33 protein-coding genes are annotated in these 20,269 nt (G+C 42.1%); 10 read left to right on the top strand and 23 right to left on the bottom strand.

Translation table 11 applies throughout. From position 1 onward, the window contains the following. Window positions 1–100 precede the first annotated feature (100 nt). The gene (locus BAMF_RS30145) at window positions 101–508 is read right to left on the bottom strand and encodes a CoA-binding protein (protein ID WP_013352433.1); all 408 of its coding nucleotides are present in this window, start codon (window positions 506–508) and stop codon (window positions 101–103) included. A 152-nt stretch (window positions 509–660) separates the two neighbouring features. Here BAMF_RS30145 and plsY point away from each other — a divergent pair, with 152 nt between their 5' ends. Then, a complete protein-coding gene (gene plsY, locus BAMF_RS30140; RefSeq protein ID WP_013352432.1) occupies window positions 661–1,242 on the top strand; it encodes a glycerol-3-phosphate 1-O-acyltransferase PlsY in 582 nt (193 codons plus the stop codon). A gap of 86 nt (window positions 1,243–1,328) precedes the next feature. After that, on the top strand, window positions 1,329–1,616 hold the full coding sequence (locus BAMF_RS30135; protein WP_013352431.1) for a HesB/YadR/YfhF family protein: 288 nt from the start codon (window positions 1,329–1,331) through the stop codon (window positions 1,614–1,616). Between the two features lie 31 nt (window positions 1,617–1,647). Here the strand turns inward: BAMF_RS30135 and BAMF_RS30130 are convergent, their stop codons facing one another. The 7 genes from BAMF_RS30130 to acnA form a co-directional block, all read right to left on the bottom strand. Beyond that, complete coding sequence (locus BAMF_RS30130; RefSeq protein ID WP_013352430.1) at window positions 1,648–1,947, bottom strand: hypothetical protein; 300 nt, start codon at window positions 1,945–1,947, stop codon at window positions 1,648–1,650. A 15-nt stretch (window positions 1,948–1,962) separates the two neighbouring features. Beyond that, the gene (locus BAMF_RS30125; protein WP_013352429.1) at window positions 1,963–2,379 is read right to left on the bottom strand and encodes a YbgC/FadM family acyl-CoA thioesterase; all 417 of its coding nucleotides are present in this window, start codon (window positions 2,377–2,379) and stop codon (window positions 1,963–1,965) included. A gap of 84 nt (window positions 2,380–2,463) precedes the next feature. Further along, complete coding sequence (gene tlp, locus BAMF_RS30120; protein WP_013352428.1) at window positions 2,464–2,706, bottom strand: small acid-soluble spore protein Tlp; 243 nt, start codon at window positions 2,704–2,706, stop codon at window positions 2,464–2,466. Window positions 2,707–2,730: 24 nt separating this feature from the next. Beyond that, a complete protein-coding gene (locus BAMF_RS30115) occupies window positions 2,731–2,877 on the bottom strand; it encodes an acid-soluble spore protein N (RefSeq protein ID WP_013352427.1) in 147 nt (48 codons plus the stop codon). Between the two features lie 63 nt (window positions 2,878–2,940). Beyond that, window positions 2,941–3,066 (bottom strand): FbpB family small basic protein, encoded by a 126-nt coding sequence (locus tag BAMF_RS40755; RefSeq protein ID WP_012117651.1) that lies wholly within the window; start codon window positions 3,064–3,066, stop codon window positions 2,941–2,943. 79 nt (window positions 3,067–3,145) lie between these two features. Beyond that, entirely contained in the window at window positions 3,146–3,655 is a 510-nt protein-coding gene (locus BAMF_RS30110) for a TlpA family protein disulfide reductase (protein WP_013352426.1), read from the bottom strand. 61 nt (window positions 3,656–3,716) lie between these two features. Next, window positions 3,717–6,443 carry an aconitate hydratase AcnA gene (gene acnA, locus BAMF_RS30105; RefSeq protein WP_014470353.1) on the bottom strand — a complete coding sequence of 909 codons (2,727 nt, stop codon included), beginning with the start codon at window positions 6,441–6,443 and terminating at the stop codon, window positions 3,717–3,719. 231 nt (window positions 6,444–6,674) lie between these two features. Between acnA and sspO the strand changes: the two genes are divergently transcribed. The 4 genes from sspO (at window position 6,675) to BAMF_RS30085 (ending at window position 8,125) form a co-directional block, all read left to right on the top strand. Continuing rightward, window positions 6,675–6,821 carry an acid-soluble spore protein SspO gene (sspO, locus tag BAMF_RS30100; protein ID WP_003153982.1) on the top strand — a complete coding sequence of 49 codons (147 nt, stop codon included), beginning with the start codon at window positions 6,675–6,677 and terminating at the stop codon, window positions 6,819–6,821. 29 nt (window positions 6,822–6,850) lie between these two features. After that, on the top strand, window positions 6,851–6,997 hold the full coding sequence (locus BAMF_RS30095) for a small acid-soluble spore protein P (protein WP_003153984.1): 147 nt from the start codon (window positions 6,851–6,853) through the stop codon (window positions 6,995–6,997). A 93-nt stretch (window positions 6,998–7,090) separates the two neighbouring features. After that, a complete protein-coding gene (locus tag BAMF_RS30090; RefSeq protein WP_013352424.1) occupies window positions 7,091–7,462 on the top strand; it encodes a spore coat protein in 372 nt (123 codons plus the stop codon). A 234-nt stretch (window positions 7,463–7,696) separates the two neighbouring features. Continuing rightward, a complete protein-coding gene (locus BAMF_RS30085) occupies window positions 7,697–8,125 on the top strand; it encodes a DUF2621 domain-containing protein (protein WP_013352423.1) in 429 nt (142 codons plus the stop codon). A 27-nt stretch (window positions 8,126–8,152) separates the two neighbouring features. Here BAMF_RS30085 and BAMF_RS30080 read toward each other — a convergent pair whose 3' ends face one another. From BAMF_RS30080 to BAMF_RS30070, 3 genes are all read right to left on the bottom strand, one after another. Next, on the bottom strand, window positions 8,153–8,644 hold the full coding sequence (locus BAMF_RS30080; RefSeq protein ID WP_088030532.1) for a CcdC family protein: 492 nt from the start codon (window positions 8,642–8,644) through the stop codon (window positions 8,153–8,155). 79 nt (window positions 8,645–8,723) lie between these two features. Further along, on the bottom strand, window positions 8,724–9,086 hold the full coding sequence (locus BAMF_RS30075) for a response regulator (protein WP_013352421.1): 363 nt from the start codon (window positions 9,084–9,086) through the stop codon (window positions 8,724–8,726). Window positions 9,087–9,170: 84 nt separating this feature from the next. Beyond that, a complete protein-coding gene (locus BAMF_RS30070; RefSeq protein ID WP_088030531.1) occupies window positions 9,171–9,878 on the bottom strand; it encodes a cytochrome c biogenesis protein CcdA in 708 nt (235 codons plus the stop codon). A gap of 201 nt (window positions 9,879–10,079) precedes the next feature. Between BAMF_RS30070 and BAMF_RS30065 the strand changes: the two genes are divergently transcribed. Continuing rightward, complete coding sequence (locus BAMF_RS30065; RefSeq protein ID WP_088030684.1) at window positions 10,080–10,253, top strand: aspartyl-phosphate phosphatase Spo0E family protein; 174 nt, start codon at window positions 10,080–10,082, stop codon at window positions 10,251–10,253. Between the two features lie 71 nt (window positions 10,254–10,324). Here BAMF_RS30065 and BAMF_RS30060 read toward each other — a convergent pair whose 3' ends face one another. From BAMF_RS30060 to yneA, 6 genes are all read right to left on the bottom strand, one after another. Beyond that, a complete protein-coding gene (locus BAMF_RS30060) occupies window positions 10,325–10,543 on the bottom strand; it encodes a YneF family protein (protein WP_003153994.1) in 219 nt (72 codons plus the stop codon). A gap of 85 nt (window positions 10,544–10,628) precedes the next feature. Then, window positions 10,629–11,075 carry a sporulation inhibitor of replication protein SirA gene (gene sirA / locus BAMF_RS30055; RefSeq protein ID WP_013352418.1) on the bottom strand — a complete coding sequence of 149 codons (447 nt, stop codon included), beginning with the start codon at window positions 11,073–11,075 and terminating at the stop codon, window positions 10,629–10,631. A 150-nt stretch (window positions 11,076–11,225) separates the two neighbouring features. Continuing rightward, on the bottom strand, window positions 11,226–13,229 hold the full coding sequence (tkt, locus tag BAMF_RS30050) for a transketolase (RefSeq protein ID WP_013352417.1): 2,004 nt from the start codon (window positions 13,227–13,229) through the stop codon (window positions 11,226–11,228). Between the two features lie 166 nt (window positions 13,230–13,395). Then, window positions 13,396–13,629, bottom strand: coding sequence for a DUF896 domain-containing protein (locus tag BAMF_RS30045; protein WP_003153997.1), 234 nt, complete (start codon window positions 13,627–13,629; stop codon window positions 13,396–13,398). A gap of 68 nt (window positions 13,630–13,697) precedes the next feature. Then, window positions 13,698–14,348, bottom strand: a complete 651-nt coding sequence (locus tag BAMF_RS30040) for a YneB family resolvase-like protein (protein WP_013352416.1) — start codon at window positions 14,346–14,348, stop codon at window positions 13,698–13,700. A 15-nt stretch (window positions 14,349–14,363) separates the two neighbouring features. Then, window positions 14,364–14,675 carry a cell division suppressor protein YneA gene (yneA, locus tag BAMF_RS30035; protein WP_013352415.1) on the bottom strand — a complete coding sequence of 104 codons (312 nt, stop codon included), beginning with the start codon at window positions 14,673–14,675 and terminating at the stop codon, window positions 14,364–14,366. 156 nt (window positions 14,676–14,831) lie between these two features. Between yneA and lexA the strand changes: the two genes are divergently transcribed. Further along, window positions 14,832–15,452, top strand: a complete 621-nt coding sequence (gene lexA, locus BAMF_RS30030; protein ID WP_007611720.1) for a transcriptional repressor LexA — start codon at window positions 14,832–14,834, stop codon at window positions 15,450–15,452. Window positions 15,453–15,800: 348 nt separating this feature from the next. On the opposite strand, the gene BAMF_RS30025 is transcribed toward lexA, so the two are convergent. Beyond that, the gene (locus tag BAMF_RS30025; RefSeq protein WP_013352414.1) at window positions 15,801–16,229 is read right to left on the bottom strand and encodes a hypothetical protein; all 429 of its coding nucleotides are present in this window, start codon (window positions 16,227–16,229) and stop codon (window positions 15,801–15,803) included. Window positions 16,230–16,385: 156 nt separating this feature from the next. Here BAMF_RS30025 and BAMF_RS30020 point away from each other — a divergent pair, with 156 nt between their 5' ends. Next, window positions 16,386–16,835 carry a YndM family protein gene (locus BAMF_RS30020; RefSeq protein WP_013352413.1) on the top strand — a complete coding sequence of 150 codons (450 nt, stop codon included), beginning with the start codon at window positions 16,386–16,388 and terminating at the stop codon, window positions 16,833–16,835. A 27-nt stretch (window positions 16,836–16,862) separates the two neighbouring features. Here BAMF_RS30020 and BAMF_RS30015 read toward each other — a convergent pair whose 3' ends face one another. From BAMF_RS30015 to BAMF_RS30010, 3 genes are all read right to left on the bottom strand, one after another. Continuing rightward, window positions 16,863–17,693, bottom strand: a complete 831-nt coding sequence (locus tag BAMF_RS30015) for a prohibitin family protein (RefSeq protein ID WP_013352412.1) — start codon at window positions 17,691–17,693, stop codon at window positions 16,863–16,865. Further along, the gene (locus tag BAMF_RS41535; protein ID WP_013352411.1) at window positions 17,680–17,829 is read right to left on the bottom strand and encodes a hypothetical protein; all 150 of its coding nucleotides are present in this window, start codon (window positions 17,827–17,829) and stop codon (window positions 17,680–17,682) included. The genes BAMF_RS30015 and BAMF_RS41535 overlap by 14 nt, the downstream gene beginning before the upstream one ends. Window positions 17,830–17,935: 106 nt before the next feature. Further along, window positions 17,936–18,757, bottom strand: a complete 822-nt coding sequence (locus tag BAMF_RS30010; protein WP_013352410.1) for a poly-gamma-glutamate hydrolase family protein — start codon at window positions 18,755–18,757, stop codon at window positions 17,936–17,938. Between the two features lie 205 nt (window positions 18,758–18,962). On the opposite strand from BAMF_RS30010, the gene BAMF_RS30005 reads away from it, so the two are divergent. Next, entirely contained in the window at window positions 18,963–19,148 is a 186-nt protein-coding gene (locus tag BAMF_RS30005) for a DUF4177 domain-containing protein (protein WP_013352409.1), read from the top strand. 50 nt (window positions 19,149–19,198) lie between these two features. Here BAMF_RS30005 and BAMF_RS30000 read toward each other — a convergent pair whose 3' ends face one another. Next, the gene (locus tag BAMF_RS30000) at window positions 19,199–19,633 is read right to left on the bottom strand and encodes a dUTP diphosphatase (RefSeq protein WP_013352408.1); all 435 of its coding nucleotides are present in this window, start codon (window positions 19,631–19,633) and stop codon (window positions 19,199–19,201) included. Between the two features lie 170 nt (window positions 19,634–19,803). Then, a complete protein-coding gene (locus BAMF_RS29995; RefSeq protein WP_013352407.1) occupies window positions 19,804–20,043 on the bottom strand; it encodes a TM2 domain-containing protein in 240 nt (79 codons plus the stop codon). Window positions 20,044–20,269: the final 226 nt, after the last annotated feature.

Genomic DNA, 20,269 nt, shown 5'->3' with positions numbered 1-20,269 from the left:
TGCTTTATTGTATCTGTTTCAACACCATACGCAAAGAGTATTCTTTCAATAAAAAAGCAAAAACCCCTGATTTGCCAAGGATTTTTGCCTTTTTTTGTTCCTATTTTATAACAGCGCGGGCGACTTTTATACATAAATCCATAACAGCCGTCCTTCCTTTGTCTGTAATCATGCGATACGCTTCTTCATTTGCAAGGCCCTGCTGCGCCCAAAAAACGGGAGCGTCTGTCTGTAAAAATTCTTCAGCGACACCCGGAAGCTGCTCAGAGCGTCTGAACACATTCACGATATCAATCGGTCCCTCCACGTCTTTTAACGAAGCGACCGCTTTCACGCCAAGCGCCTCATCAATCGTCGGATTGACGGGGATAATCTCGTACCCTTCATCCTGCATCGCTTTGGAGACCATATAAGAAGTCCGGTCGGGACGGTCTGACAGCCCGACGACTGCGATCCGTTTGCTTCGGTCAAGAATGTCTTTAATCTCTGATTTTGAAGGATTTTGCATCTTTACCATCTCCTTTTGATTTATTGTACACGACAGCTTCATCGGAATCAAAAAAAGCGGTTTGTCAGCTTAATTCTCAAAAAAACTTGTCATCAGATGGTAACAACTCGTGTTAAAATAGAGTGAAGGGACATTGAAAAGGAGAAATGTAGATGTTGATTGCTTTATTGATTATTTTGGCCTATGTATTGGGCAGCATCCCGTCAGGTTTAGTGGTAGGCAAACTTGCAAAAGGGATTGATATTAGAGAACACGGAAGCGGAAATTTAGGCGCGACAAATGCTTTTCGCACGCTTGGCGTTAAAGCGGGATCTGTCGTCGTTGCAGCCGATATTTTAAAAGGCACCTTAGCCGCGGCGCTGCCGTACTTACTGCACGTTCCCATTCATCCTCTTCTCGCAGGGGTGGCAGCAGTGATCGGCCATGTATTCCCCGTGTTCGCGAAATTCAAGGGCGGAAAAGCCGTAGCCACATCGGGAGGCGTCCTGCTGTTTTATGCTCCGCTGTTATTTGTAACGATGGTTGCAGTGTTTTTCGTATTTTTATTCCTTACGAAATTTGTTTCTCTGTCTTCAATGTTAACAGGGATTTATACGATTATTTACTGTCTGTTTGTAAAAGATCCTTATTTATTAATCGTAGTGACGCTCCTGACGGCGTTTGTTATCTACAGACACAGGGCAAACATCAAACGGATTATAAACAAAACAGAACCGAAGATCAAATGGTTTTGATGAAACTTCATTTTTGACATCAAAATGCCGTATGCGTTTATAATAGAGATAATTTCTTTATGAGAAACAAAAAGGGAGTGTTCCGGATGAACATGAAAGTAAACAAAGACGCGCTGGATTGGTATAAAGAAGAGCTTGAACTGGAAACAGGCGATCAGGTCCGTTTCTTTGTCCGTTACGGAGGGTGCAGCAATGTCCAGAAAGGCTTTTCTCTCGGTGTATCAAAAGACCAGCCGGTGAACGCCGGCATCAGTACGGAAGTTGAAGGCATTACCTTTTTTATTGAAGAAAGCGACTTATGGTACTTTGATAACCACGATTTGTCCGTCACATATTCAGATCAGTCAGAAGAGCCGGTATTTAATTACGTGTAAGAAAAAAGAACGCAGCGGATGCGTTCTTTTTTTACAGCTCAAACCTTCTGATATGATCAGTCAGACGTTCTTTTTCTAATATGCGTTTTTGGGTTTCACCGAGCAGATCAAAGTGCGGAAACTCAGTTTTATGGTGAATCCACTCGGGCTTCAGCCCGTATTCAGCTCCCCATCTGATCAGCTTATTGAGATCGCTTGAACCGGCCTTCGTCACGGTCTTAGCCTGCGGAAAGCGGTCGTCCAGCCAGTAATGCGTTAAAAAAGCGATTTTTCCTTCCGATACATCCCGCTTCCATCTTTCCAGTTCTTTGCGCGTAATTCCAAATGCCATAACTGCAGCCGCTCCTTATTTTTTTGCCTTTTCGTAAGCGGCGTGCCAATCAGGAAAGGCCTTGCGGAACTGAATCGGTTTGAAGCTCTGTTTATCAACGCATATGTGCGAGGATGTCGCTTCGATCGCAAGCTCTTGATCCGGATTATAGATATGGTAGCCGTAAACGGTTTTAAATCCGTTATATTCTTCAATCCACGTATGTACGACAGCCGTTTCTCCGTAGCGGAGCGGTTTTTTATAAGAAATGCTGATATCCACTACAGGTGACAGCACCCCTCTTTCTTCCATATCCTTGTACAGAAATCCGAGGTCTTTAATCAATGCCGTTCTGCCGACCTCCATCCAGACTAAGTAATTGGCATGATAGACGATGCCCATTTGATCTGTTTCCGCATACCGCACTTCTATTTCTTTTTTTGACACATGCAACGTTCTCTGCTCCCTTATTATCAGATAGCCCTATTTTATCACAACAAGACAGAAAGAGAAAAAACCAGGTTTCCCTGGTTTTTATTACGATTGATATCCGTTTTCTCTCGCAGCTGATTCATCCTGAATTTCATTACGGAACGATTCAATGCTTTCATTGCGTCTGGCATTCTTCTCCTGAATGCGCTGTTTTTCCTCATCTGTCGCAAATTCCATTGATTCTTTCGCTTCTTCTATATTTTCAATTGTATTCTGAACCATATCCTGCAACTTTTCAACGTTATCGGAACGGTCATCCGGATTCGGTTTTTTGTAATTGTTTTTCATAATGTCTGCTCTCCTTTGTTGATGTTATTCGCCTTTCGTCTGCATGACAATCGGATGTCCGTTTGACTTGTCATGAAACTTTTCCCCTTTGTTGCGTTTATATTTAACGGGTTTTGTCCCTAAGTGGCTCGGAGCGTATTGCGGCTGGCCGTCTTTCTTGTTTGTGCCCATGTTCATCCCTCCTTAAGAGTATATTTCGCAAAAGGAGGCGCAAACATGACTGCAAATTAAAGGTTATTTTTGTTTGAACCGCTGCTCCAGCTTTTCTTCAAGCTGATTCAAATATTCGGTATTGGTCATCAACTCACGTTTATTCTCCATAACCAACTCATGAAAAGAGCGTTTTCTCATTTTTTTCAATCTTCTCACCTCCGTGTTTTCATTCATTTTTTCCAATTTTTTAAAAGATTAGCCTTTCGCACATAAAAAAACTGAACCTCTACTTGAGATCCAGTTTTTCTTTCATTTCTTTTTTCGTCATCGTGCCTACTCGTATGTGCTGAATGGTTCCTTTTTCGTCTAATATGTATGATGTCGGATAAGAAAGCACGTTGAAATCTCCGTTAATTCCGCTTTTATCAATCAGAATTGGAAAAGTCAGCTGATAAGTCTCAGCAAATGATTTCACAGCCTGTATATTTTTTTCAGAGGATGTGAAATTAACGGCTACTACCGCAATATCAGGATATTCCTTCTGAAGCTCCTGCATATCGGGCATTTCCATTCGGCATGGCTTGCACCACGTCGCCCAGAAATTAAGAAGCACTTTTTTTCCTTTATAATCAGAAAGGGAGCTGCTTTTTCCTGCCAGTGTGTCAAGTGTAAAGTCAGGAGCCTTCATCCCTTCTTCTGTCCCTTCTTTCGGACTTGTTTGTACGGAATAAATATTCCAGCCCGCATATACCAACAACCCGATAAGCAACACTCCGCCCAGCCATTTCGCAAGCATCTCAAAGCCTCCCGCATAAAAAGAGAGAAAGCGGATTGCTTTCTCTCTTTTGTTCATTCTGCTACTGTTTCATTTTATCGCGAAGCACCATTTGTAAAATGCCGCCGTGGCGATAGTAATCAATTTCCACTTCACTGTCAAAACGGACAACAACTTCAAATGTTTTTACCGTACCGTCTTCACTGATTGCTCTGACAGTCAGCAAGTCGCGCGGACGTACAGTTTCATCAACATCCACCTCAATGACTTCCTTACCGGTTAAGCCCAGTGTATCTGCGTTTTCACCCTGTTTGAACTGGAGCGGCAGCACACCCATGAAGACGAGGTTGCTTCTGTGAATTCTTTCAAAGCTTTCTGCGATGACTGTTCTGATGCCAAGCAGGTTTGTTCCTTTTGCAGCCCAGTCACGTGAAGAGCCCATTCCGTAATCTTTGCCGGCCAGGACGACAAGACCCGTTTTATCATCTTTATACCGCATGCAGGCATCATAAATAGATGTCACGTCACCGCTAGGCCAGTGTGTTGTATATCCGCCTTCTGTGCCCGGCGCGATCTGGTTTTTAATACGGATATTGGCGAATGTTCCTCTCATCATGACTTCGTGGTTTCCGCGGCGTGAGCCGTAAGAGTTAAAGTCCCGAGGAGAAACGCCTTTTTCCTGCAGGTATTTGCCCGCCGGTGTGTCTTTTCCGATTGCTCCGGCCGGAGAAATGTGGTCAGTCGTCACGGAATCGCCGAATTTGCCGACAACGCGAAGCCCTCTTAAAGGCTCAACTTTTCCGGGCTCTACAGACATTTCTTCAAAGAACGGCGGATTTTGGATATAAGTGGAATCCTGATCCCATTTATATAGTGCTTCATCCGTCGTTTCGATTTCATTCCAGCGCTGGTTGTCATCAAATACCGTTTCATACTCTTTACGGAATAATTCAGGCGTAACAGTCTGTTTAACGAGAGAATTGATTTCATCCATTGACGGCCAGATGTCATCGAAATAAACGTTTTGTCCGTCTTTTCCAACGCCGATCGGATCAGATTTTAAGTTGATATTCACAGTGCCTGCCAATGCGTACGCGACAACAAGCGGCGGTGAAGCAAGGTAGTTTCCTTTGACAAGCGGATGGATCCGGCCTTCAAAGTTTCTGTTTCCTGACAGGACGGAAGTGATCAGCAGATCATTTTTAGCGACCGCTTCTTCAATCTCAGGAGAAAGCGGGCCGGAGTTCCCGATACATGTCGTACAGCCGTAACCGACAAGGTTAAAACCGAGCTCCTTCATGTAAGGAAGCAGGCCTGAATTGACTAAGTATCCGGTAACAACCTTAGATCCCGGCGCAAGTGATGTTTTAACGTAATTCGGCACTTTCAGTCCTAATTCAACCGCTTTTTTGGCTACCAATCCAGCACCGATTAATACATAAGGATTTGATGTATTCGTACAGCTTGTAATGGCGGCAATCGCGATAGCCCCTGTTTTCATAACTGCATCTTCGCCGCTGTTAAGTTTAAATGAGATTTCTTTGTTCTCTTCAGCCGCATCCATTCCGAATCCTTGGTTGCCTGCCGGGCTGACGAGATGTTTTTTAAACGTTTCCTGCATGACAGAGAGCGGGATTAAATCTTGCGGACGTTTCGGGCCTGAAAGGTTCGCTTCGATTTTTGACAGATCAATTTCTACAACGTCTGTAAAAATCGGCTCTTCTGCGTCAGGCGTATAGAATAAACCGTTGTTGCGGCAGTATGCTTCTACGACATCGATCTGTTCTTCTTCACGGCCGGTCAGACGCAGGTAAGAAAGTGCTTCCTCATCAACAGGGAAGAATCCGCAAGTCGCTCCGTATTCCGGCGCCATATTGGCAATAGTCGCCCGATCCGCAAGCGGAAGCTCAGCAACCCCTGGGCCGAAGAATTCAACGAATTTATTGACTACACCTTTTTCGCGCAGCACTTGAGTGACTTTCAGCGCCAAGTCAGTTGCCGTTGTTCCGTTAGGCAATTTTCCGACAAGTTTCGCGCCGATGACCTCAGGAACAGGGAAATATGAAGGCTGGCCGAGCATTCCCGCTTCCGCCTCAATACCGCCGACACCCCATCCGAGAACGCCGATTCCGTTAATCATTGTTGTATGGGAATCTGTCCCCACCAAAGTATCAGGATATGTCACAAGCTCTCCGTTTTCTTCTTTCGTATGGACGACACTTGCCAAAAACTCAAGGTTTACCTGGTGAACGATTCCTGTTGCAGGCGGAACAGCCTGATAATTGTTAAACGCTTTCTTTGCCCAGCTTAAAAATTTATAACGTTCTGCATTTCTTTCGAATTCTAAGTCCATATTAATGGCTAACGCGTCTTCCGTACCGGCTTTGTCTACTTGTACGGAGTGGTCAATGACAAGGTCAACCGGAATTTCCGGATTGATTTTATCCGGATCTCCGCCGACAGAGGCCATTGCTTTTCTTAAAGATGCCAGGTCAACTACTGCCGGAACGCCAGTAAAGTCCTGAAGGATAACACGTGACGGTTTAAACGGCACATCAATATCTTTTAATTCAGCAGTACCCCATCTTGCCAAATTTTCAACATGTTCTTTTGTAATGACGCGTCCGTCTACCTGACGCAAAACGGATTCCAAAAGAACCTTAATAGAATAAGGAAGTTTTGAAACATTGCCGACGCCTGCGTCTTCCAATGCTTTTAATGAATAGTAGTTGTATGTTTTCCCATTTGAAGAAAATGTTTTTCTTGCTTGGAAAACGTCTTGTGTTGCGACTTTTTGCTGGTTTGTCATTCCCCAAAATCCCCCTTCAAAGATCAAGATCGTTCTTTAGATGAATGTTCACATTGCATCACAATTTTCTCACAATTTCATCTTAGTATAAAATCATACATAAGTAAATATCAATGTTTTTATTAAATACAATAAGATCGTCTTATCAGTATGATTTTCGGTAAATTTTGTCCTGATTTACGCCTCATATAACGGGCTGCAAAGAGCCATATTAATGTTGAGGTGATGATCATGGTAAAACGGAAAGCCAATCATGTAATAAACGGCATGAATGACGCGAAAAGCCAAGGCAAAGGCGCGGGTTATATAGAAAATGACCAGCTTGTCCTGACGGAAGAAGAACGGCAGAACAATAAAAAAAGAAAAACAAACCAATAGCCGTCACACCTTAAAAAGGAGGCTTTAACATGACAAATAAAAACACGAGCAAAGATATGCATAAAAATGCTCCGAAGGGCCATAATCCCGGCCAGCCGGAACCGCTAAGCGGAAGCAAAAAAGTGAAAAACCGCAACCATACAAGACAAAAACATAATACAAGCCACGATATGTAAAACAGACCTTGGTGTCTGTTTTTTTATGTCATTCACCCATTCAAAGTGTCTGCATACGTTATAGCAAGGCTTTTAATATGGAGGGATGCTTCCATGAATCATTCAAAAAACGCTGAAGAATTTGATGATACCGAGGAATGGCTGCGGCAGTTTTACGAGGATCCGTATGCTTGGTATGACGAGACGCTGCCGATTGATCTATATGAAACAAGCCGTCAATATATCATTGAAGCTGACCTGACGGCGCTAAAGCCGGTGCAATCGATGACCGTCACTCTTTCGGGACTTGAATTCATGCTCTCTGTTAAAACGCTTGAACGGACGTTAAACAAACAAATGATGCTTCCTTTTTATCTGAATGACAAACATATTCTCACTGATTTCACAAACCATATTCTGACCGTCTCCATGAACAAGGAGCCAAATGAGACCCCTGCCTCTTTTTCCTTTCAATTTCCTCTGTAACATAAAAAAGCCGCTTTCATCCCTCAATGAAAGCAGCTTTTTTTGTCCGTTCATATCAGTCATATACCCTCAAAGTGAAACTCCCATGGCCAAATAGCAGAATCACTATACGATAGAATATGTTCTAGCAACCGGATTGACTGGACATCTATCATTTTTTCTATTCTTTTTTTCATGTGTTCTTCTATTCTGTCTTCGTTTACAATATGGTTAAAGTAAGGAGGAGGTGGAACAATGCTTGAAGGCTGGTTTATGTGGTTAATTTTATTTTGGGTCGTCGTGATGATCGGATTGCTGTCCATCGGCGGATTTTTTATGTTCCGAAAATTTTTAAAGCGCTTACCGAAAGAAGACGGCCGATCAGAACTGGATTGGCAGGACTATTATATTGAAAAAAGCAGACACTTATGGAATGCGGCTGACAAGGCGCTTTTGGATGAATTGGTCGCCCCCGTACCGGAGCTCTTTCGGGATGTAGCCAAAGCTAAAATCGCCGGAAAAATCGGTGAACTTTCCTTACAGGAGGAAGCTGAACAAATAAATCTGGATTTAATCATCAGGGGCTACATTCTGGCTACTCCTAAGCGGGATCATCAATTTTTAAAAAAGCATCTCCGCGAAAAACAGATTGATCTTACACCTTATCAAACCTTGCTCAAATAAAAAACCTTTCCGGCGGACGGAAAGGTTTTAATTCATCTGAATATCAGCGGTCTTCAGTTCATTGGAAAGTTTGCGGTATGACATAAACATCGCGATGCGCCACGGGACAATCATTCCGAACGCCAGAATCCAAAACATTCCGCTTAAAGCTCCGTAATCAATCGTCGTGCTCAAAATGGATTTCATAGCGATTCTGATAACCAGCAGCCCAATCAGGATAAACACAAATGCTTTTGACCGTTTTAAATAGATTTCATTATTTTTAATCTCAAATTTAGATGTTTTTATCAGAAAAATAGAGAAGATCACGCCCAGCGTAATGGCCTCCAAAAATTCTTCGCCCGTCACTCTGAAGATCGGAAAAAGAAACATAAGCGCTCCCGTACTCATAAAAATCGGCGGGAGAATTATTTTTTTAGGTGAAGCGGGCTTGTCGGAGGATTTAATCCTGACGATCATCACGCAAATTGCCATAGCCGCTGCAATAACGGATGAAATTATAATCATCATCTTTATCATTCCTTTGCTTGCACGGAGTTTGATACTATATACTATACTCCAAAAACATAAAAAAAACCAATTTGAAAAGAAAACACGTTTACGTTCCCGTCACCCTGCCTACTGCCTCCAGCACTTTAGAAGCTTCAAACGGTTTAACGATAAAGTCTTTAGCGCCTAATTCAATCGCTTCCAGAACAATCCGCTGCTGCCGCATGGCCGTGCACATGATGACATGGGCTTTCGGGTCAAAAGCTAAAATATCCTGCAGCGCCTGTATACCGTTTTTGACCGGCATGGTAATATCCATTGTCACCAGGTCGGGACGGATTTTTTGATATACCGCCAGGGCTTCCTCGCCGTCAGCCGCTTCTCCGGCCACTATGTAATTCGCCGATTCCAGAATTTCTCTGATTTTCACCCTCATGAACTTGGCGTCATCTACAACTAAAACTCGTGTCATATTCCCCTCCACATATTTAACATTAACTAGTCTTATTGTACCGAAAACGAAAGGGTATATAATAGTTCAAAAGTTATCGTTTCGTTACAGCCCCTTAAACCCTCCGAAAAGATTTGACAGAACGATCAGAATATAGCTCATCCAGTTAAAAAACAGCATAATGCCAATGACAATCATAAGAATGCCGCCGGTTCTCATGATAATCAGCTGGTGCTTACGAATCCAATTCATTCTGGTAATAAAAAATGAAAGGACAAGAAAGGGAATCGCAAATCCGAGAACATATAAAAACATATATGGTACTGCTGAAGAAGGATTTGTACCGGCCAGCGAAAAAACCGCTCCTAAAATAGGCCCGCTGCACGGCGACCAGCCGGCTGCAAACGCAAGACCGATCAGAACGGAACCGATAAACCCTTCCGGCCTGTGCTTAAAGTGAATGCGCCGCTCTTTCATCATGAATTTCGGCTGAAACACTCCGGCAGTAATCAGTCCGAAAAGGATCAGCATAATAGCCCCGAACTGGCGGATCGCTTCATGATAATGGGTAAAAAAACTGCCGATAAACGAGGTTCCGTACCCCAGTGCAATAAAAATCACGGAGAAACCGAGCAAAAAACAAAGTGTATGCACGAGTCCCCGCTTTTGCAGCATCACCTTTTCTGTTTTAACCTCGTCCATGCTGACACCAGTTATGTACGACAAAAAAGCGGGATACAGCGGCAGACAGCATGGAGAAATGAAAGACAGAAACCCGGCCCCGAATGTCAGAAAGTAATTAAAACTCACGATGACACACTCCTTTCAAGTTATGACAAAATCATTTCATTTTTTTAACACTTTCCTGAGAAGGATTACTTTTTATAGAAAAAGCTTATATAATTTAATTTGACATCAAGATATTATACTCCTTCTTATTTGAAAAACAGTATAAATGTGGATATAATAATAGAAACTCAGGTGAAAGATTTATGTATGAAAGGATATATCCCTGTGATTAGAGAGCATCTATTAAATGAAATTGAAAAAAAACGGGCAGAGCTGCTTAAAATCGTCATGTCAAACGGAATGACATCAAACATTACGATAGAACTCAGCCAGGAGCTTGACCACCTTCTCATACAATATCAAAAGGAACTGCACACCGGCAGTTGGGGTGAAACATGACGCCAAAATAAAAACCCTCTCCGGGTTTTTTATTTTATAACCATGTATCTCTATATCATAATCTTTACGTATTATTTCGCTTGATTATTCATGGCTTTCATCATTTGATTAATTTTCTTTTGAGAAGGTTTCATTCCCATTTGCATCATCATCATGCGTAACATTTGTTCATTAATAGGCGGATTCTTTTTCAAATAGCTCATCATATATTTACGAGCAATAAAAAACCCGAGTGCAACACCTATGAGCAATGCGACAACGCCCACTAGGATGCCAACCCATAAAGTCATTTTATTTCCTCCTTCATGTTGTCTAGTTTAAAGTGTACTAAACCAAAGGCTATTATACAACATTTACATCTCTTTTTCCTCGATTTTAGACAAAATTTCTTTCTCTGACCGGATTTAACCACCCGTAGCGCCTTGTCTTAAAATCCATCGCAAGAAAACAGGGGCTGATTTTACGCAGAATCTCAAAGAAAATCGTTTCCGCCTCATAATCTCCCGAAGCCGCAATCTCAATTAAGCTGTCTTTCATCATGAAGGTGGCGCGGCCCTTTTCCCGGGGCAGTGTAAGCCGGTAAATTGAATCCAAGCGGCTGTAACTCATACGGTTTAAATGAAGCTGGAGATGCTGATGCATATGTATCACCGGAATCGGCTCTGTTATATATTGAACTTGCTTTTTTGTCATTTGATATTCTTGGGGTGTCAGATTTGTCCAATGGTAGTCTCGAAACAATTCAAACATAGCGGTTTCCCGTCCGAAGTAGTGGTTCGCAAACTCATCCTTAATCAGGTGTGTATAGTAATGACGTTCCATTTCCTCATCCCCTTTTACAGCGCTTCGTATTGCTTTCTATTATACAAAAGGAGAAAAGAAAGAATTGTCTATTACTGTTACGGCGCCACTTCTATTTTTGTCGTATAAACAGGAAAAAGAGGATGATTTGACTCATCCTCTTTTGTCTTCTTATTTGTTTAGCAGTTTTTTTACGCGGTCAGCCACGTTTTCTGCAGTAAACCCGTATTCTTTCATAATTGTTTCTCCCGGAGCTGAAGCGCCGAAACGGTCAATTGCGAGAACGTCTCCTTCAAGACCGGTAAATTTGCCCCATCCGAAGCTTGATCCCATTTCAATCGCAAGACGTTTCGTTACGTTCGGAGGAAGTACGCTGTTTTTGTACTCAGCCGATTGTTTTTCGAAGCGGTCCCAGCTCGGCATGCTGACTACAGAAACGTGAACGTTTTCTTCAGCAAGCTTCGCCTGAGCTTCAATCGCGAGTCCGACTTCAGAACCCGTCGCTAAAAGAAGTGCGTCCGGTGCATCCGTTTGTGCTTTGGAAACGATATAAGCCCCTTTTTCCACTCCGGCATACGCTTCTTCAGCCTGCTGATCAATTGTCGGCAGGTTTTGGCGTGTCAATACAAGAGCTGTCGGGTGATCCTGGCTTTGAACGGCAAGCTTCCACGCAGCTGCGGTTTCATTTCCGTCAGCAGGTCTGATCACAGAAAGGTTAGGAAGTGCGCGTAAAGAAGCAAGCTGCTCAATCGGTTCGTGAGTCGGTCCGTCTTCTCCTACGGCAATACTGTCATGCGTGAATACATAAGTGACAGGCAGCCCCATTAATGACGCCAGACGAATGGCAGGTCTTAAATAGTCAGAGAACACAAAGAATGTGCCGCCGAATACGCGAAGGCCGCCGTGAAGCGCCATTCCGTTTAAAGCAGCGCCCATCGCGAATTCACGGACCCCGAACCAGAAGTTTTTCCCGGCGTAGTCTCTGGCCGTGAAGTCTCCTGCATTTTTGATTGTCGTTTTGTTTGAACCCGCAAGGTCAGCAGATCCCCCGACAAAGAAAGGAATTTTCTTAGCGATGCCGTTCAGCACCTCACCTGAAGATGCGCGGGAAGCAAGACTGCTGCCTTTTTCATAAACAGGAACTTCCTGATCCCAGTCTTTCGGAAGCTCGCCTTTCATTCCGAGTGACAGCTGTTCAGCAAGCTCAGGATATTTTTCTTGATAAGCCGCGAACAGTTCATTCCATTCCTGTTCTTTTTTCGAGCCGGCTTCTTTTACAGCTTGGTTGAAATGCGCGTATACTTCATCCGGAACATAAAAATCTTCTTCAAATGTCCAAGCGTACGCTTCTTTCGTCAGCTTGCTCTCTTCTTGTCCTAATGGAGCGCCGTGAACGCCAGATGTACCCGCGCGGTTTGGAGAACCGAAACCGATTGTGGTCTTCACTTCAATTAAAGTCGGTTTTTTATCATTCTGGCGCGCTTTTTCAATTGCAGCCGTCAATTCAGCGATGTTATTTCCGTCCTCAACATAAAGGACTTCCCAGTTCATTGCTTCAAAACGCTGTTTTACATTTTCAGAGAAAGAACGGTCTAAATCACCGTCTAAAGAAATATCATTAGAATCGTATAATACGATCAGGCGGCCTAACTCCAGATGGCCTGCAAGAGAAGCTGCTTCGGAAGAAATGCCTTCCATCAAATCGCCGTCTCCGCAAATACTGTATGTATAATGATCAACTACGTTGAATGAATCACGGTTATATGTCTCAGCCAGATGGCGTTCTGCGATTGCCATTCCCACTGCCATCGCGATACCCTGTCCGAGAGGCCCGGTCGTTGCGTCTACTCCTGCTGTATGTCCGAACTCCGGATGTCCCGGTGTTTTGCTTCCCCATTGACGGAACTGTTTCAGATCATCAATGCTGAGGTCATATCCGCTTAAATGCAGCATGCTGTATAAAAGCATTGAACCGTGTCCTGCTGATAAAACAAAACGGTCGCGGTTAAACCAGCCTGGATTCTGCGGATTCACATTCATAAATTTCGTCCACAGCGTGTAAGCCATCGGAGCGGCTCCCATCGGCATGCCCGGGTGTCCGGAATTAGCTTTTTCAATTGCGTCTATAGACAGTGTACGTATGGTGGCAACTGATTTCTTTTCAATTGTATCCATTATAATCCCCTTCCTTATTGTTGTACCTTTTCATCATAAAGCGATGCTGACTTTTTCTCAACTCTTTCAGCTTAAATTTGAGATAAACTTGTTGAAAATTGTCGTAAAGCACAGTCTGATATTAGTATATACGAAAAAAGAATACGTATTGCCGTATTCTTTCTGTTTAATGAAGATTATTTTTCTGTTGTTCCCTTTTTAATTTTTCAGGAGTGACATCATTACCTTCCGGATCAATAACTTTTACGCTCTTAAGCGTATTTTTCATTGAGGAGCGGAATCCTTTCAAATACTCCTGGCGAAGCTTTTGCTGTTCGGCTTTTTCCTCATCAGTTATCGTGTTTGATTTAGCTTTTTGAGCCAATTCGTTTATTCTCGCGATTTTTTCTTTAGAAATCATAATAAGCTCCTTTGGTGCGTGTTGATTATATACTACTAAAACGTAGTCGTTTTTACAACTGATGCACGTCAGCTGCCTTCGCTGTCTGCGGTATATTCCTGAAAACGCCGGTGAACCGTGGCTTTGGACACATCATATCCAAATCCTCTTAAGGTGGCTGCGATTTCTGCAAAGGTGAGCTTGTTGGCTCTCAGTCTGATAATTTCCGAAACCGGAACCTCTTTTTTTTCTTTACCGCTGTTTTCATGCCTGTTTTTCAGATTCCGTTCAGGTTTATAGCCGTTTTTTACGGCTCTTTTCATTCCCCGCCGGATCTTCATATTGTGAATTTTTCTTTGATACTCCTCAACAATACTGACGATTTCGAGTACCATCGTATCAGCTTCGGAAAGCTCCAGCTCACCCTTATGAGCCATCGTATATATTTTTACGTTTTCCCTGTAAATACAATGCAAAAGCGCGATCTTGGCGTTTCCTCTTCCCAGCCTTGTTTCGTCCTGCACCAATATCGCGTCAATATGTGATTTTTTAATATCATCAAGCATTTCAAATACTCCGTCGCGGTCCATTTCGTAACCGCTTGCTTTCTCAGAAATGACTTTTACGACTTCCATGCCGTTTGCCGCAGCGATCTCCCTAAGCTCCTCTTCCTGTCTTTTTAAAGACGTTTGCTGCTGTTCTTTGTTTGTGCTAACCCTGGCATAAATGATCGCCTTCATTTCTCTCTTTCCTCTCTAATTAACAATGGCCAGCTGATATACGGCCGGATGCTTCTTCTTAACCGGAAGAATAAGTTCGTCTCCGGGCTTTATATCAGCAGTTTGAAGATGATTATTCTCCGTCACCCACTCAATGAAATCTTCTTTATTAATATTTTTCTTTTCTGCTACATGATCCGCAAGTGACCAGAGAGTATCGCCGTCCTGAACCTTTATTTTAACATATTGGCTGAGCGTCTGATCATTCCCCGCGCATGAAACAAGTAAAATAGCGGCACTTAAAATCGCAGTAAACAGTCCGACAAATATGATAGATTCCTTCGCCATTTATACAACCTCCGATAAGAATGTTTGTTCGCTTTTTATATCTTTCAGTATATACGAACAAATGTTTCTGTCAATCGTTTTTTTCGAACCTATGTTTGTACTGTCAGGAAAATCATGCTATAATCTACTTAAAATCGACGTTTTGAGGTGCGAAATATGACGAAGCTATCAAAAAGGCAGCTTGATATCCTGCGTTTTATTAAAGAAGAGGTAAAAACAAAAGGATATCCGCCTTCTGTAAGAGAGATAGGAGAAGCAGTAGGACTGGCTTCCAGTTCAACCGTGCACGGACATTTGGCACGGCTTGAGACAAAAGGCCTGATCAGACGGGACCCTACTAAACCAAGGGCAATTGAGGTATTGGATGAAGAAGAAGTCCAAATTCCGAAAAGCCAGGTCGTAAATGTTCCGGTAATCGGGAAAGTGACGGCGGGTATTCCGATTACGGCTGTTGAAAATATCGATGAGTATTTTCCGCTTCCTGACCGGATGGTTCCTCCGGGCGAACATGTATTTATGTTAGAAATCATGGGAGAAAGTATGATTGACGCCGGCATTTTTGACAAAGATTACGTCATTGTCAAACAGCAGAACACGGCTAATAACGGGGAAATCGTGGTGGCTATGACCGAAGATGATGAAGCGACGGTCAAGCGCTTCTATAAAGAGGACAATTATGTGCGGCTGCAGCCGGAAAATCCGACGATGGAACCGATTATCCTGCAAAACGTAAGCATTTTAGGGAAAGTCATCGGCGTATTCAGAGCCGTCCATTAATTCTATTAAACTTTTTTTATCGTAAAACCCCTCACATAGGGGTTTTTCTTTTGCATAAAAAAGAGCAGGTTCGCCCTGGCTTAGAAACGAACCCGCTAAGGAGGAAAAACTTACATCATGCTTACATTCTTATTATCCGACATCTGACTTTTGAAGTCAACAAATAATGTTTCCCTAAAGAAACTTTTTGTATAATTTTCAACTTTGTATAGATGTTCGGGCTGAATTTGTTTATGTCATCTTTACTTGGGGCGGGAAATCAAATTTATATATGAATATTTAGTACATGGTACAACGTGTTTTGATTACGCGTAAAAAATCCCGCTGCTTTTTAGCGGGTATCAATTTTTAATCAAAATGATAATATTCTACGCCGTATAACCCTTTAATATAGACAGGTTCACAGATGTTTGAAGAGCTTTCAATCAAAATCCTGTATTTGTGATACGGGTCAATTGATTTTTTATCCTGCGCACTGAGATTTAACCAGCTGCCGCTGTAGCTTTTAGAACTTAATGTATAAAAATTTCCGTTCAGCGCCATCCGCTGGAGTTTCATGTTTAAACCGCATGAAGAGTTGTTCATAATGGTGAACTTGTATCCTAAAAAGTAATCGTCAGCTGATACAGTCCCCGGATTTTCAATATAAAACTCTTTTGCATTTCCCGCTAGTGTGAAGCTCGTTTTTGATCCGAATTCAGTGGTAGCCGCTTTGGCTGAGTGTATTCCGCAAAAACATAATAAAAAAACAGCAATACATATCCAGCACCTTTTCAATTTGCATCCCCCTTTTTTTACATATTTTAACTCGTGAACACAATGACGTCTATCCATATTTTAAGAAATCGCATACTTTATAACCACAATATACCAGTTTAAAAAATTACGGATTGCCTACAATGAAGAATAAACGAAATAACGAAGGTGGTTCAAATGAAACACGTAATTGCTTTCGCTTCTAAAACAGCGCTCACACTTGCTTTGCTGTACATTGTTCTGGATCTTATGTACCAAGTAACTTTTTTAAACGTTCTGTTTATTACATTGATCTTGAGTTTGATCACTTATTTTACGGGTGATTACATGATTCTGCCGAGAACAAGCAATTTCACAGCCGCTGCAGCTGATTTCGGAATTTCATTCATTATATTATGGATATTCCTTATGAATATTGGCGGTTTTAATGTTTCTCCTGCCGCGGCATCGGTTATTTCTGCACTTTGCCTTACTGTTTTTGAAGCATTTTTTCATCGGTATTTGCAGCAATATGTGCTGCCTGAAGATTATCAGGCCACAACAGAGACAGACAACACGCTATTGAGCTATCAAACCGAGGCGTCTGAAGAGTTAATGCCGGAAAAGGATCCTCAGGAAAAAACATAAAAAGGAGGCATTCGCCTCCTTTTCTTTTTATTTTTGCTTCTGCTCGTCCAGCGGCAGCTGCAGCAGTGAGTCTGTGCCTGTCGCTTTCGGTGTTTTTCCGTCCCATTTTTCAATCCATTTATATTTGATCATTTCATCAGACATTGATTTTTTTATAATTTCGTTATAATCAGCGATCCCTTCCGCTTCAATTTTTTTCTTTTTCGCTTCGGCTTCGGCTATTTTAATTTCAGTTTGTGTCCGTTCAAGCTCCTGTGAAGACTTCACCCTTGCATCAATGGCTTCCTGTGTGGCTTTATCCGGCTTCGGTACGCCAAGCGTCAGATCATCAATTAAAAATCCGAGATTCTTCATATCATCAGCAAACCTTTTTTGAACATCTGCAGCTGCTTCCGCAGATTTTTGCCCGTATGTGTCAATAACCGAGTATTTGCTGATTGATTTTCGCGCCGCGTCCCACAGCCTTGTTTTTAAATATGTATTTTCAATCGTTTCAACGTCTACCGCTCCGAATTTGTTAAACAGATCCACTACTTTGTCAGGCTGAACGACATAGTTGTAAGCGATATCCATTTCAATATTTTTACCGTCTGAAGTTGCCACTTTTATATTTTCATTATTCACTGTCTGCATACGCACCGGATATTCCGTTACTTTATTAAATAAACCGACTAAGTGCCAGCCTTGGTCCAATGTTTCGGATTTTACCCCGCCGTTCGGTGAATATACAACCCCGACATAACCATTCGGTATTTTTTCAATGAATAGTGACGCTGTAACGCCCGCAATCAAAAGGGCTGCGCCTATTATCACACCGCCGAGTATTTTTTTTGTGTTTCTCCGCTTATTTTCGCTCATGCTGATCTTCTTCCTCCCATGACTTTTTGAATTTTTTGGCTTTGCTTCCCACTTGTTTAAAGATAGGACTCAGCATCAGCCATAAACCGAATCCGATAATGACAAGAAGAATGATAGACCCGATCATCACTTTCATTTGCCCACCTCTTTTCTTTCATCCTGTCAGTTATGTATACGATCTTAAGAACTTAAAGTTTCATAAATTTCAAAAGAAAAAGCTCCGCCACCCAAATGCGGCGTGCTTATTTATAATTGTCACTGATAAAATCAGAAATCGTTTTTGTGAATTGGTAAAAGGTATTGTTCTGTGTGGACGCTCTGCTTTTCAGCGTAAAAGTATCAAATAGTGATTTTCTGAAGCCGGTGCTCATTTCGATTTGAATACTCAACCCGGATGAAGAATGATTGGCAAGGTTATTCGGACTGACGCCTGCATACTTATCATTCGTGTCGAGAAAAACGGCAGGATACCCATGCCCTTTCAGCACATCTGTCAAAAGTTCGGCCCGTGCTCTGTCTGTACCGCCGATTTTTATCTTTTTATCGACGCTGCCGTAGCCGTGCAAAGAAATGACATTTGAGTGCTCTTGCACCATTTGAACAGCCCTAGGTTCGTCAAAATGCGAACTGGTCAAATGCAAATCAGCATTACCGGCTGATTTTAATCCTTCAAATAAATACAAGCTCCGGTTTTCAGCAATTTCTCTGGCTAACTCACTGGTCCCCGGCTCTATGCCTCCGCCGTGTATAGCTAATATGAGAACATAAGGGTCATGCTCTTTCGTTGAAATAGAATAAACGGAGGGATTCTCATGCAGCTTTAATTTCTCGAAACTGCCGTAAGTATCTGAAGCGGCATCAGCCCGTAAAAACGGCAGAAGCAAAAACGATAAAATTAAAACTAAAATTCCTTTTTTGGTTATTGATGGCAATTGTATGTTTATGTTACAATACAAATGCTTCAGCCTTTGAAGCGAACGGCAGAACAGGGTGACTTTGGACGGTTTCTTCTGCTCTGCCTCTTTGCCAGCAGCTCGGTTTTCTCTTCTAACCCTTTTTTTCATAACATCATCCTTTCTTTTATTTACACTTTTGTCACAATATTATATACGTTGGACAAGACCTCCGTTCATCTTAAAGAATAAAAACATCAGAGCAGCCTCCATCCTTTACGTAAAAAGCCTTTCTGTTCAGAAAACGGAATGCTTACATGATAAACATGAAACCCTTCTCCCTTTGTTCCGTATAAAACAAGAGGAGGATTTTTTTATGAAAGAATACGAATTTGTAAAAGTTGAGCTAAGCACGATGAGAAGAAGACCGAAGGAGGACTACCGGGAAATCATTCATCAATATGCTGAACGCGGCTGGCGTCTGGTTCAAATATTTGCTCCCAGCATAGACGGATATGGGGCAGCGGCTTATTTCGAAATTATATTTGAACGTGACATATGACTTTTTATTTCCATAGAAAAAAGACTGCCGTTGAGCAGTCTTTTTTCATTTTATTTTGTGCCTGTTGATCCCAGTCCTCCGCGGTCCTTGTTCCCGAGGTTATCTACTTCGATCAGCTCCACTTGAGGCATTTTCTTCATGATTCTGAATTGGCAGATCCGCTCTCCTTTGGAAATGTCGGTATCCCGAAGTGCGTATGCAGGAAAAAACCAGAAATCATTGTCACCTTTATAAGATTCATCAATGACACCCATTGAATTTGTCTGAATAATACCGAAATGCTTATATGTACTTGAACGCGGAACGACATGGGCCTCGTATCCTTCCGGCAGCTCCATCGCAACTCCCAGCGGAATAAGTTTGAATTCGTCTTTTTTGATTGTTATATCCTCTGCTGCCCGCAGATCAATCCAATCGCCCTGTTCAATTTTACTGATTCTCGTTTGTGTATCATCTGAATATTTAATTTTGATTTGTAAAGTCATGTTCGCTGCTCCTTTTGATTCCCTATTTTAGTCGTATTTATGACCAATCCGTGCCCCATTATACCATTTAACGTTGCTTTTTGAAGCCGGAGCAGCTGAAGGAGGATTAACCGTGAGGAAAAGAAAATGCAGAATTGAGAAGAAGCCTGAAATGAGGGGGACACCCCCTGTCAGGCTTTTGATTGCTGTTGGTAATAATAAAAATTATACTTTTGATCAAATGCTTCTTCGCTTCCGCACAGATAAATAATAAATTCAATAAATGCAATAATTGAAGGAATTGAAGTCCAGCAAAACAAAAGATAGAGAATTCCTTGTCCGACTCTTCCTAAATAAAACTTATGAATGCCGAAACCGCCTAGAAAAAATGCTAATATTGCAGCCACAATCCTGCTTTTCTTACTTACCATCATGTCCTCCTATGAGTCTTTTTTCGTCATTTTCATATGACAGCTCTAATTATAATACAATTTCTCTATATAGAGTAAAATTTTTTATATATTGTTACTGGTTTTCCCAGAACTTTTTCAGATCCGTTCTTTTCACTGAAATATTGGCATTTTTTTAAAATTCACCCGGGTGCAAAAAGGAATTTCGTCCCGAACAAAGAATTTGATGAATAAGCGCATAAAGGCG

Origin of the sequence: Bacillus amyloliquefaciens DSM 7 = ATCC 23350 (assembly GCF_000196735.1) — a bacterium.
Lineage (GTDB): Bacteria > Bacillota > Bacilli > Bacillales > Bacillaceae > Bacillus > Bacillus amyloliquefaciens.
The sequence above is the reverse complement of the archived record's forward strand: the minus strand, read 5'-3'. Positions and strand labels throughout refer to the sequence as shown.